The organism is Desulfosediminicola sp., from assembly GCF_048381775.1.
Classification (GTDB): Bacteria; Desulfobacterota; Desulfobulbia; order Desulfobulbales; family Desulfocapsaceae; genus Desulfopila; species Desulfopila ganghwensis.
On sequence record NZ_JBLXGE010000012.1, the window covers coordinates 75,965 to 88,874 of the forward strand.

11 protein-coding genes are annotated in these 12,910 nt (G+C 48.4%); 5 read left to right on the top strand and 6 right to left on the bottom strand.

Going from position 1 to position 12,910, the window contains the following annotated elements; all coding sequences use genetic code 11:
• Positions 1-372: 372 nt before the first annotated feature.
• The 3 genes from ACN5NT_RS18325 (at position 373) to ACN5NT_RS18335 (ending at position 3,681) form a co-directional block, all read left to right on the top strand.
• Positions 373-1,005 carry a formylglycine-generating enzyme family protein gene (locus ACN5NT_RS18325; protein ID WP_419176391.1) on the top strand — a complete coding sequence of 211 codons (633 nt, stop codon included), beginning with the start codon at positions 373-375 and terminating at the stop codon, positions 1,003-1,005.
• 302 nt (positions 1,006-1,307) lie between these two features.
• A complete protein-coding gene (locus ACN5NT_RS18330; protein WP_419176392.1) occupies positions 1,308-1,742 on the top strand; it encodes a flavodoxin domain-containing protein in 435 nt (144 codons plus the stop codon).
• A 328-nt stretch (positions 1,743-2,070) separates the two neighbouring features.
• Positions 2,071-3,681 (top strand): SulP family inorganic anion transporter, encoded by a 1,611-nt coding sequence (locus ACN5NT_RS18335; RefSeq protein WP_419176393.1) that lies wholly within the window; start codon positions 2,071-2,073, stop codon positions 3,679-3,681.
• A gap of 106 nt (positions 3,682-3,787) precedes the next feature.
• On the opposite strand, the gene ACN5NT_RS18340 is transcribed toward ACN5NT_RS18335, so the two are convergent.
• Positions 3,788-4,042 carry a hypothetical protein gene (locus tag ACN5NT_RS18340; protein WP_136797201.1) on the bottom strand — a complete coding sequence of 85 codons (255 nt, stop codon included), beginning with the start codon at positions 4,040-4,042 and terminating at the stop codon, positions 3,788-3,790.
• A 296-nt stretch (positions 4,043-4,338) separates the two neighbouring features.
• Between ACN5NT_RS18340 and ACN5NT_RS18345 the strand changes: the two genes are divergently transcribed.
• Positions 4,339-4,899 (top strand): CBS domain-containing protein, encoded by a 561-nt coding sequence (locus ACN5NT_RS18345; RefSeq protein WP_419176394.1) that lies wholly within the window; start codon positions 4,339-4,341, stop codon positions 4,897-4,899.
• Positions 4,900-4,992: 93 nt separating this feature from the next.
• On the top strand, positions 4,993-6,414 hold the full coding sequence (locus tag ACN5NT_RS18350; RefSeq protein WP_136797197.1) for a transferase: 1,422 nt from the start codon (positions 4,993-4,995) through the stop codon (positions 6,412-6,414).
• 81 nt (positions 6,415-6,495) lie between these two features.
• On the opposite strand, the gene ACN5NT_RS18355 is transcribed toward ACN5NT_RS18350, so the two are convergent.
• The 5 genes from ACN5NT_RS18355 to ACN5NT_RS18375 all read right to left on the bottom strand — a co-directional run bounded on the left by ACN5NT_RS18355 (position 6,496) and on the right by ACN5NT_RS18375 (position 12,807).
• Positions 6,496-6,780, bottom strand: a complete 285-nt coding sequence (locus ACN5NT_RS18355) for a PEP-CTERM sorting domain-containing protein (protein ID WP_419176395.1) — start codon at positions 6,778-6,780, stop codon at positions 6,496-6,498.
• A 562-nt stretch (positions 6,781-7,342) separates the two neighbouring features.
• Positions 7,343-9,517: a catalase/peroxidase HPI gene (gene katG, locus ACN5NT_RS18360; RefSeq protein ID WP_419176396.1), complete on the bottom strand. Its 2,175-nt coding sequence runs from the start codon at positions 9,515-9,517 to the stop codon at positions 7,343-7,345.
• Positions 9,518-9,557: 40 nt separating this feature from the next.
• Positions 9,558-10,013, bottom strand: coding sequence for a Fur family transcriptional regulator (locus tag ACN5NT_RS18365; RefSeq protein ID WP_419176397.1), 456 nt, complete (start codon positions 10,011-10,013; stop codon positions 9,558-9,560).
• A gap of 335 nt (positions 10,014-10,348) precedes the next feature.
• Positions 10,349-12,202 (bottom strand): monovalent cation:proton antiporter-2 (CPA2) family protein, encoded by a 1,854-nt coding sequence (locus ACN5NT_RS18370; RefSeq protein ID WP_419176398.1) that lies wholly within the window; start codon positions 12,200-12,202, stop codon positions 10,349-10,351.
• Positions 12,203-12,204: 2 nt separating this feature from the next.
• Complete coding sequence (locus ACN5NT_RS18375) at positions 12,205-12,807, bottom strand: NAD(P)H-dependent oxidoreductase (protein WP_419176399.1); 603 nt, start codon at positions 12,805-12,807, stop codon at positions 12,205-12,207.
• Between the last annotated feature and the right edge of the window lie 103 nt (positions 12,808-12,910).

Here is a 12,910-nt window from a genome sequence, read left to right on the forward strand (position 1 = left end):
TTGTTTAGTAGAGTAGATGGATTAGTAGAATAGCTGTAACGTTTCAGTATGTTTTACAGATATAGTCGGTTTTTTGGGGTTGGAGTGTTTAGGGTGCTCGCCTCATAGTCGCTATTTAGAGAGTGAAGATAAACAATCAATGAGCACGTTTATTCTGGTATCGTAAATGATCACTTCGGCAGGTTTAATTAAGATCTTTTATCATCGTAATCCAAAGGTGAATATAACTCATTCATAACAAACCCTTTGCGCGCAATCGTTGGCTCTACTATGAAAAAATTAACAGGAATGCTTTCAACAGCATTGATCTTACTGATATCAGCATGTGTAACCAGGCAACATGGCTATTTCACCGGCATCAACGTACCGCCGATGGCTGAAGTACAGGCAGGCAGTTTTAATATTGGCGAGGGTGGGAATTGGCCTTGGGCGAATGGGCCAAGACCAATACAGAAAATCACAATCGGCTATGACTACTTTATAAGCAAAGAGCCTATAACGGTAACTGATTGGGATGAATGTGTAAAAAATAAGATTTGCGAACCATTGGATGGGCAAAATCGGGGTCATGATGCGGCACTGGTGAGTTGGGAAGGAACTCAAACCTATATATCCTGGTTAAATAATAGTACCGGGAAAAATTTTCGCCTTCCCTCTGAATCAGAGTGGGAGTATGCCATTAAGGGACCAGAGCCTCTGCCTGACTCATGGTTTGTCATCAATAGTGGCAAGGGAATGCAAATGACCAGAAAGTCCTATGTCAATAATTTTGGTCTATACCCAAGGTTGGGGATGCATGGTGAATGGGTAGAGGATTGCTGGAATAACTCCTATAGCGGGATTCCATTGGATGGCGCCCCCCGTGTTGTTGGAGATTGTCAAAAACGAACGTTCAGGAACCGAACGGGAAAAGATGATTTTATCTATATGGTAAATGGCCGGTCCTCTTTCTATAAGGATATCAGAGGATCCAATATTACATTCAGGATAGTCCATCTAAAATGAACTCTATCTTTAAAGCTAACCGGTGTGGATTTTCTGAACCAACTCTATGAGTCTTTACGATCTGGAGACTCATTATCTATAATCTCCAATTTTGTCATGACTAAAAATTCCTCACTTTGTGATTGTAGCGCTTTGAGTAGGTATCTCCCTTACCGGGTGAAAGAAAATTGAAATGACCGGTAATCAGTACTTTACGGTTTCGGATAATCTGGTATGATACTCAAAATAGTAATGATTATTATTGCTGAATCGATGTGACTTGGAATTTGCATCATCAAACCAGATACCAGGGAGAATTCGTAATGTCTAAAGCACTCATCGTTTACTCAAGTCGTACAGGTCAGACCAAAAATATTGCTGAACTCATAGCGGAAGGATTACGACTTTCAGCCATTGATGTTGCCATAAAGGATGTAACCGAGATTAAGCGGGAGGATGAACTTGCAGATTATGACCTCTATGTCTTCGGTTCCTCGACCTACCATGGCGCGATGATGGATAGGATGAAGACCTTTCTTTTTCTTGCTGAAAGAGCAGAGTTACATGGCAAGCCTGGTGGTTCATTCGGTTCGTTTGGCTGGAGTGGTGAAGCTGCAGAGCGTATTTACGATACCATGAAAAACATCTACGGTATGGACATGGTGAGTACTCCGCTGATGTTGAAGACCGGCGCGGTTGGAGGTGGGATTAAAGTTGCCCACGATTATGGCAGGGAGCTGGCTGCGAAGATCGCATAGCCGGAAAGAGGGTGGCGTTTCGAGAGCTGAGGCTCCCCTCTGCCCGCAATTTCACCTCGTCACCGGTCGAAGACCTGGCAACCACCCGCGCGGGTTTGCGCATCAATCGGGGCGATCCCACGATTGATTATTCGTCATGCCTGATCGATCCTAGGCTGCCCCCGATAACGTGCATTGAACGTTGACTTGTATCTTAATTTAATTTAATACTAAAACAATCTATTTTACCTATCATCAAGCTTCTCATTATACCTCTGGCATGCACTGCACTGAAAGAACTTGGCTGCAGTCTGCCTGTTAATCTATTTCATGCGGAAGGTGATGCAGAATGAAATCGGGATACAATCTTTCGGTGCTGAAAGGTGACTTTTTGGGAGGGTTGACGGCCGGTATAGTTGCCCTTCCCCTCGCTCTTGCCTTTGGCGTTTCCAGCGGGTTCGGCGCAGCTGCCGGCCTTTACGGAGCCATTGCCGTGGGTTTTTTTGCAGCTCTCCTGGGAGGCACATCCACCCAGGTTTCAGGGCCCACAGGGCCAATGACTGTTATTTTCGCAGCTACGATAGTTGCCTTCCCTGATAATATTCCGGCAATCACAGCAGTCGTCTTTCTGGCAGGCATATTTCAAATTCTGCTGGGGTATATGAAAGTAGGCGGATTTGTCAGATATATCCCCTATCCGGTCATTTCAGGCTTCATGAGCGGCATAGGCGTTATCATTATCCTCATTCAACTTCATCCGATGCTCGGTGCGCCCGGAGTAAAATCACCTCTCGAAGCTGTGATAGAACTCCCGTCTGCAATGGGGAATATTAATATTTACAGTCTGCTCATTGCAATGTTTACCATGGCTGTAGTTTTTCTTACCCCGGCAAAAATAAGCAGCAGATTTCCATCACCATTGCTGGCTCTTGTCAGTGGCACCTTGCTGGCTGTAATTTTTGATCTGCCGGTCGAGATTATCGGAGAGATCCCATCGGGTATCCCCGAATTCAGGCTGTCTTTATTCCCTCTCGATCTCTTGCCGAAGATCGTCCCAATGGCTCTTGCTCTCGCCGCATTGGGGACAATCGACTCTCTTCTCACATCGGTGGTCGCAGATTCCATGACCAAGACCAGGCACAACTCAAACAGGGAACTGGTGGGTCAGGGTATTGGCAACATTGCCGCCTCGTTCATTGGTGGTTTGCCCGGAGCCGGTGCGACGATGCGTACCGTCGTCAATATTAAAGCGGGAGGTACAACAAAGGTTTCGGGTATAACGCACTCCTTGTTCCTGTTGGCAATTTTACTGGGAGCCGGACCATATGCATCAGTCATTCCATTGCCTGTATTGGCAGGTATCCTGATGAAGGTGGGGATAGACATTCTTGATTACCGGCTGTTACGCATGATTAATCGTATCCCCAAACCAGATCTGGTTGTTATGCTCAGTGTTTTTGTAATCACGGTTTTCGTCGATCTTATCATGGCCGTTGGAATAGGTATTACCCTGGCGTCCCTGTTGATTACATATCGAATAGCCTCACAATCAAAAATTGATGTGAGGGGCGTGCAGCATCAGGAATGGCACAGGGATCTCGAAAAGAGTCTGGAAGAGGAGACAGGGTACCGCATCCGGACCATATCCGTCATGGGGGCATTCTTTTTCGGGACAACATCGAAAATGCAGGAACATGTCAGTAAATTGATCGGCACCAAGGTCGTCATTATCAACCTCCTTGACGTGCCGTTCATGGATTTGTCCGGATATTTCGCTTTAAGTGAGATGATTGACAGGTTGAAAAGAGAAAATATCAAACCGATCATCGTGGTCAATGAGGGGGAAGGTATCCGGCGGCAGATGTTTGATATGGGCTATGGTGATCTATTGGGAGTTGATGGTATTCACACCGACTATAACGATGCTCTCCATCTGGCCTGGGAATACATAGAAGATTGAGTAGAAGGCTCGGATTCTGGTACCTCGGTTATCGAAGGACAACATTTTAAGCCGAAGCGATGAGATTGGGCAGAAGCTTTGCTTCAGGACGGAAAATAACCAGGGATTAGTGGACTATACCCTGGTGCTCCAATGAAAAAACAAACCACTTGTGTGAGTCCTCCTGCCTGACAGGGAAAAGCGGCAGCTGTATTTCGATAGCGTTGGGAAATCTATTTTTCATGAAGTGTATATAACCGATGGCCTCCTCCTTCTTCTTAAACGGACCCATTTCAATATCAGGAGCCATCCCTGCATGTATTGTCAGTAAATACTCTCTTGCGCAGACCAGGTCCTGAGTCATACCAATATAGATAGCCATTGTTAAGTACCCTTTGCTAAGTCATATTTCAGGGAAAACCAAGAAAAAAGTCAGTGTTTGTAAAGCATTGAGGATCATTGGTGCGGAAACCATACCACGCTGAGTAGATTGCCGCCATGAGATATTTTCCCTAGCCCATAGAGGGTGTTTAAATCACATTGGTTGCCTAATGGGATGGCGTTATGTATAACACTGCAATAACATAATTTATTAAGATCTCTGATTTCGTAGATATATCGAGGCGGTTGACTTTGCTGAAATCGATTCAACAGAAAAATTCTACTCAGGAATTGTTTATGGAAAAGAAGACAGTGAAGGATTTGATGGTACCCATTGAAGAGTATGCGACTGTTAAGATCGGTACATCTTTGCTGGGGGCTATCCTGGCTTTGGAAAAGGCGCAAGAAGCATATACCGACAGTAAGTATCAGCACCGTGCAATTCTTGTCATGGACGAGAAAAATAAAGTCGTCGGTAAAATCGGACAGTTGAGGGTGCTCAAGGCAGTCGAAACACGATACGACCTGAATGAGGAACTTGATGATTTGGGGAAATTCGGTTTCAGTGAAAAATACCTCAACAGAAGCAGGGAGATCTACCGGCTCAAAGGGCCAATCTTGAATAAAGAATCTCTAAAAGCGGCGGCTGAAAGGCCTGTAGAGGAGTTTATGCAGCAACCAACTCCCGGAGAGTTCGTCTCTGAAGATTGCTCACTGGACATTGCCATTCACAGACTTGTCGCCGGTACGCACCTCTCACTTCTGGTAACAAGGGAGGAGGAGATCGTCGGAGTACTCAAAATGGCCGATGTCTTTGCAGCAGTATCCCATGAAATGAGAGAGGCGGCCATGGAGTAGATCCGAATGGCTCTACCTCTATTCCTGCCCAAAAATAATATGGATAACTTGGAACAATCTATCTTGACCAAACATAAATAGTGAAGAGGGAAGATGAACGAGTTAGAGAAGCTCTACGACAGAATCATTCAGAGGCTGAACATAAATCTGCGGGAATTGAATTTTGATGCTGAACCATACTCCTCAGGTCTCATTGTTCCGGAACAGATGAACAAATTCTATGCTTTCTACGGGATCTCGACTGACCACCCGTTGAGCCTGGAAATCAGGCACTCGGGTCTTGCCGGCAGTTATTTCTTGGGGAAGTGCCGTGTCTCGAACTCCCTGCTGTATAAAACCGACATCCGTGGTGATGAACTGAAGCGAAAGGGGAGTATGTTTGCTTGTCAGGGATTTGACATAACCATCACGCAAGACGAATGTGTAAATATCGCTCACAGTGCCCTTGTGAAGACACTTGTTCATAACTTTTCGCATGACCCCGAGACTCCCGAGGAATTCTTTATCAGGGATACGCTGGCTATGGATTATGCGAACATCCACGGCGCTCCCACTGAGGGAGCATTCCTTGGGCCGTTTGCAACCGTTGACCTCACGACCGTCAGGGACTGCGTGATCGGAACATACTCATATATACAGGCTGGTGAGATCAGTCATATGACTATCCCGCCTGGTACCGTCTGGGTTAACAGCCCAGGCAACTTCAACTTTTATTACAGCTATGACCAGGCCTTACTCAGCAGCTATGCAAGTGTGATCCCCGGAGATCTTCCACATGGCTATATCATCGATTTTATAGGCAAGCACGAAGCAGCTTTTCAACGGGTTTTTGATACGGTAAACCTTGAGGCGATAGAGTCGATACCCAAAACAGCATCACTTGATCGCTACGCTGTTGTCCTCCCCAAAACAAAGATAGCTGACAACGTTCTTGTGTCGCAGAGGGCATATCTCAGCAACTCCTCACTGGGAAAAGGCTCTAACGCACAGGAAAACTGCTATATAATTAATTCAAATCTCGCAGGGTTCAATGTGACGGCCCATGGGGCAAAGATTATCGAGTCGGAGCTTGAACGAGACATATTCGTCGGGTTCAACAGCTTTCTATTCGGCAAGCCCGAGAGCCGCATCAAGATCGGAAAGGGTTGCATCGTTATGCCCCACACAATTATCGATATTAATTCACCATTGCAGATCCCTGAGGAACACCTTGTCTGGGGGCTTATCCGCAATGAGCAGGATTTAAAGGAGAACAGTATTTCAATAGCTGAACTTCAGGAAAGGAAGTCTGGATTCAGCAAAGGGCGACTCAACTTTGAAGGTGATGGTGGACTTTTTGTAAAAGCCTTCAAAGATCGTATACACCACATCCTTGATGTGAATGGGGCGTTTTTCGATGGTGAAAAAAATATGGGTCATGCCCAAAGAAATCAGAATCTCTCACTGAACACGATTCAACCCTTTCAATTCGGGGAAATGGAGGGATTGTATCCAAACATAACCATAGGATTGTAGTGATCTGCAGTTATTGTCCTAAAACTGTTGCATCCGGCCCTGACAGCATGAGGATGTCATGCGTGGAAGGGTCGGGTGATGTTATCTGTTCACGATCTTGTTTCGCCTGCGTGTCTGGCGTAATTGAACTCCGATGAACCCGGCCAGGCCAGAGCCGAACAGCACCATGGGAGCAGGCTCTGGAACCGGTTCCGTTGCAAAAGTAAACTTCCCTTCGATGTTGTCAAACAGTTCGTTTTCCCAGTCGAAAACACTGTAATAATAATAAACGGAGCCCGGCCAGGCCAGAGCCCAATCTTCCCTCCACTGTGAAGATTTTCTGCCACCATTCATACTCCACACCCTCTCTGAACCTGAACCAGTCATCTTGTATCACGTTGTCAAAAGGATGGGTATAAGCGACCTCCATTGTTTCAGGGTTGTAAAAAACCTCAGGATTGGAGGTGGTGCTTGTCGTCTGGTAAGGTTCGGCGCTGAATGATGGGACAATTTTCATGGGGAAAGTAAGTGATACTCTTCAGGCTTGGCCTGACCCTGAACACGTACAAAGACATGATTCTTAACTACTTGAACATCCGATAACAAACGCAGTGGTGGAGGACACAAATAACAAGAACAAACGCTGAAACGACAGGCATACGGTTTGCGGGATATGGAGTATTTCAAATTACGATTATACCACCTTCACAGGTCAAGGTACTCGTTTGCCGGATGAACCTTTTAATAAAGATACTCAACAGGGCTTCTGATTGCCCCTGCCCCCTGTTTGCCACACCTCACTGCGTGAGTTTTGTTCTTTGAAAAGGAAGAGAGTGAGACGGACTATTTTCATGAAATTGGCAAGTTAGTACACCACAGCCTTTCAAGGGTTGCTGAAAGGCTGTGGTGGAGGAATAGTAACCGGTGAAATCTTCGGGTTTCTTATCACTTATCTGAGGTCAAAACGATCCAGATTCATCACCTTTTCCCATGCTGCCACGAAATCCTTAATAAACTTTTCTTCGGCGTCAGCACAGGCGTAAACTTCTGCCAAAGCTCGTAATTCTGAATTTGAACCGAAGATCAGATCGACACGGGTACCGGTCCATTTGAGTTCTCCGGTGGTACGATCGCGGCCTTCAAACTCATCCCGATCTTCTGAAACCGGGGTCCAGGCAGTGGACATATCGAGCAGATTGACGAAGAAGTCATTGCTCAGCGTTTCTGGGCGGTCTGTAAAAACGCCATGCTTGGTTCCGCCATAGTTTGTGGCCATGGTACGCATACCACCCACCAGAACGGTCATCTCCGGAGCAGTCAGGGTAAGGAGTTGTGCCTTATCGACCAGCATTTCCTCGGCTGGAACTGTGTACTTGGTTTTCAGGTAGTTGCGAAAACCGTCTGCTTCAGGCTCCATTACAGTGAAAGAGAGAACATCTGTCTGTTCCTGCAAGGCATCCATGCGCCCGGGAGAGAATGGAATCCTTACGTTGTGACCAGCATTCTTCGCGGCTTGTTCGACCCCTGCGCAACCGGCGAGCACGATTAGGTCTGCCATGGAGATTTTTTTGCCAAAACCGTTTTTGATGCTCTCCAGTGTTTTCAGGACCTTTGAAAGCTGAGCTGGTTGATTTACTTCCCAGTCTTTTTGAGGCTCCAGGCGAACACGGGCGCCATTAGCACCACCGCGCATGTCTGAGCCACGAAACGTCGAGGCGGATGCCCAGGCGGTTGAAACGAGTTCAGAAACGGAAAGATCTGTGGCGAGGATCTGGTCTCTCAAGGTTGCAGCATCCTTGTCGGTTATCAGTTCATGGTCCACGGCCGGAATCGGATCTTGCCAGATAAGCTCTTCTGCAGGAACTTCAGGGCCGAGATAGCGCGTCCGCGGCCCCATATCACGGTGGGTCAGCTTGAACCAGGCACGGGCGAAGGCGTCTGCAAATTCCTCGGGGTTTTCATGAAAACGGCGGGAGATCTTTTCGTAGATCGGGTCCATCCGCATTGACATATCTGCGGTGGTCATGATGATCGGCACCTTCCTGGTGGGATCATCCGCTGCAGGGGCCATATTTTTGTCGGTTGGGTTTTTCGGTGTCCATTGCCAGGCTCCGGCAGGACTCTTGGTCAGCTCCCACTCATTGCCAAAGAGCATATCGAAATAGCCCATGTCCCATTGGGTCGGAGTCGGGTTCCAGGCACCTTCCAGGCCACTGCCTATCTGATCCCCACCCTTGCCGCTACCAAAGCTGCTTATCCAGCCGAAACCCTGCTGTTCGATACCTGCAGCTTCTGGTTCCGGGCCTACGTGGGCGGCATCACCGGCGCCATGGCATTTACCAAAGGTATGGCCGCCGGCGGTCAGCGCTACAGTTTCTTCATCGTTCATGGCCATACGGGCAAATGTTTCACGTACATCCCGGCCTGATGCTATCGGGTCTGGCTTGCCGTTTGGTCCCTCTGGATTGACGTAGATCAGACCCATCTGGACGGCTGCAAGCGGGTTCTCCAGATCACGATCGCCAGAATACCGCTCGTCTCCCAGCCAGGTTGTTTCTGAGCCCCAGTAGATATCTTTTTCCGGCTCCCAGATATCTACCCGGCCGCCACCAAAACCAAAGGTCTTGAATCCCATAGACTCCATAGCCACATTACCGGTCAAAATGATAAGGTCGGCCCAGGAGATTTTTTTGCCATATTTTTGTTTGATAGGCCAGAGCAGCCTGCGGGCTTTGTCGAGGTTGACGTTGTCTGGCCAGCTGTTGATCGGGGCAAAACGCTGGTTGCCGGTTCCTCCGCCGCCACGTCCGTCAGCGGTTCGATAGGTGCCTGCACTGTGCCAGGCCATGCGGATGAACAGTGGCCCATAGTGACCGTAATCTGCCGGCCACCACTGCTGGGAATCTGTCATCAATTTTTCCAGATCTTTCTTTACCGCTGCAAGGTCAAGAGTGTTGAACACTTCAGGGTAGTTGAAGTCCTCGCCCATCGGATCGGATTTGGAGGAATGCTGACGCAAAATATCCAGCCGCAGCTGGTTTGGCCACCAGTCCCTGTTTGTTGTTGCTTCTGCCAGCCTTTTGAAACCTTGTCCAGTCACAGGACACTTACTCTCACTGCTCATGTTGCATCCTCCGCTTACTTGTAAGGTTGTTGGATGATCTTTAGCCCTCTTTTTTAAAACATGTCGTGCAAATACCTTCCACTTCGACATGTGTTGCTTCAATCTCACCGAATGCGTTTACCGAGTCGGGGAGCTTGATGCTATCAAGATCCGTGCTGTAAAAGTCACGGGTAATACCGCATTTTTTGCAGACGAAATGATGATGAGGTGCCAGGTTGGCGTCGAAACGGGTACGCTCATGGCTTAATCCCAGGGTTTCCACCAGACCGAGATCATTCAGCCACCACAGCGTCCGGTAGACAGTGTCAAGCGAGACTGTGGGGATACGCTTCCTTACCCGCCTATAAACGGAGTCAGCATCAGGATGTTCTCCGGTTTGAGCGACTTCCCTGTAGATCTCGATTCGCTGGTGTGTAAGCTTAAGACCTTTATCCCTGCAGACGCCCTTAAAGTGGCTGATTCGCTGTTCGACTTCCTGTTCAGTAATTTTCATCATAATAATCCAGTAGTAATGATTACTATTTAATAGTCAACGTTAAATAGCCCGCTTTGTCAAATAGGGCATGAATAATTCACCACCAGGAGAGGGTTGTTTAAGTATATGTTTTTGCAGCATCAATTAAGTGCATCGGGGCGAGGGGGAGGGATCGGTGCTTAAGCCGATGCCCGTAAGCGAAGGACATTAAGGGGAATTTAGTAGAGAGAAATTGTTAAAAAAGAGTCCTGAAGACGACCAAACAGTATATCTCACGAGTTCAGGAATACAGCCTGGAGCCTCTTGCACCAGTGAGCAAGGAGGCCCAGGCTATCATGGTATGAAATTGGGAAGTTCTATTCTTCAGGGCTGATGCTGAGCCAGGCCTTGTTCAGTTCTTCCATATCGGCTTGCATGTCCAGAGCCATTAATTTTTCCAGGTCGGCGTTGTGCTTCTGGTACATGCTGATGTACTGCTCTTCGTCCTTACGGTGAATCTTGTACAGCTCGGGCATGGTCTCTTCATCTTTCTTTCTGAAAAGTCGTTTTAGTTTATATGCCTCGTAGGGGTGCACACCGAGTAGCCTGAGCGTGTCCTCGCCAAGTGAGAGTGCACTGCCGAAGGTTTCACGCCGTATGGTGGTAATCCCGAGATCCATCAATTCATAAACCGAACCGCGGTCCAGGGCATTGGCAGCAATCTTCAGGTGGGGGTAATGTTTTCGAACCAGTTCTATCAGCTCCCGGGTCTTTTCAATATCACCGATGGTGATGACCAGAACCTCTGCTTCGGCTGCACCGGCAGACTCCAGCAGATCGAGTCGGGTGATATCGCCGTAGTAGACTTCGAACCCGAATTTTCTCAGCACTTCAACATTTGCCGCGTCATGGTCGAGGATAACCGGCCGGATACCTGCCGAGATAAGCAGACGTCCAAGATCTGTCCCCATTCGGCCGAAGCCGGCCATGATAACCTTGTGTCCACCTCGTTCTATATGATCGGCTTCTGCCGTTTCGGGAGCTGGTGTCGATTTTTCGGAGATCTTTTCATAGGCGATAAAGAGCAGTGGTGCCAGAAACATGGAGATGGCAACTGCGGAAATCAGCGGATCGATAGTTTCAGCGGTGAGTACTCCGTTGGCCTTGGAAAACTGAAAAAGCACAAAGGCAAATTCACCTCCCTGGGCTAAAGCTACAGCAAAGAGTGAGCGTTGTTTGCCACCTATTTTGAAGATCAACCCTGTGGCTATCAGTATAAGCCATTTAATCGCGATCAGACCCACCACCAGGGCGGCGATCAAAGTTATTTTTTCCAGGATCATGGTGAAGTTCAGGCTGGCACCGATCGAGATAAAGAAGATACCGAGCAGCAGCCCCTTAAATGGCTCGATGTCGCTCTCAAGCTCGTGGCGGTATTCGCTGTCGGCCAGCACCACACCGGCCAGAAAAGCACCAAGTGCGGGAGACAGACCAACTGCGATCATCAGTAGCGAAATGCCCACCACGATGGCAAGGGCCGCAGCAACGAAAATTTCGCGCACCCTGGTGGCGGCGATGGTGCGGAAAATCGGGCGGGCGGCGAACTTACCGAGAAAGAAGATAGAAAAAATAGCTCCAAGCGTAACCAGTATGCGAAGATAGCCGGGCAGGGCGGCAATATCAAACAGCGCAGGGCCATGGTGGTCTGCTCCATGGGCAACGACGGTCGCCAGCAGTGGGAAAGCTGCCAGCATCGGGATGACCGCCAGATCCTGAAAGAGCAGCACGGAAAAAACCGAACGCCCGGCGGAGGTGTTCATCAGCCCTTTCTCCCTGAGGGTTTGCAGAACAATGGCGGTGGAGGAGAGCGAAAGGGTCATGCCGATGGCCAGTGCCTGCTGCCAGGGCAGGAAAAAGGCGGCGATTCCGGCAATGGCAGAGCTGGTGGCTATAACCTGAAATCCTCCCATACCAAGGATGGGCGTGCGCATTTGCCAGAGCAGGGAGGGCTTGAGTTCCAGGCCGACCAGAAAGAGCATCATGACCACGCCGAATTCGGTGAAATGCATGACCTGCTCAATATCAGCGATCAGCGATAATCCGAAGGGGCCGATCAAAATGCCGGCTATCAGGTAACCCAGTACGGAGCCCAGCCCGAATTTCTTGGCAATCGGCACGGCGACGGCTGCAGCAGCCAGAAAGATAAAGAGTTGTAGCAGAAACAATTCCATGGCTATCCCTTGAGTACCCCGTTGAGGTCGCTGTTGATGTGTGAAGATTTAACCGCTTTGCCAAGATTGATGCGATCATCACGTAGGGCAATGATGAAACGCCTGTAATCCTCGGCATGACTGTTGATTTCCTGCTGCGGCATGCCACTGTGGGCGGCAAGCACGGCAAATGGTGGCAGCCAGGTCATCTTGCAGAGTTTGGCAGTGGCACAGAAAGGGGAGAGCAGATGTTTAAGGGAGAATGGATTGTCTCCTTTCTTCAGGTAGGTTGCCTGATCTCCGGCGCTGAGTACATTCAAAAATAGTTTGCCGCTTAAGGCGTTGCCCTTGGAACCATAGGCCCAGCCGTGCTGTAGTACCAGATCGAGCCATTCCTTCATGATGGCCGGCGTTGAATACCAGTAGAACGGGTGCTGGAAGATAATCACATCATGAGCTTCACAGAGTCTCTGCTCATGATCCACATCGATTAAAAAGTTGGGGTAACTGGAGTAGAGATCGTGGAAGGTGATATTCTCAAGATTCTCGACGGCTTTACGCAAAGCGGAGTTGATACAGGAGCGATTAAAAGCCGGGTGTGCAAATACTATGAGTATTTTTTTCATGGTGATTGAGTAGTGTTTAACGCCGATTTCTCATGACAGCCTGTAAGTTTTGCTGATTGTATCAGAGTATATCATGAGCTTGAATAGAGGTTTTATTCGTTTT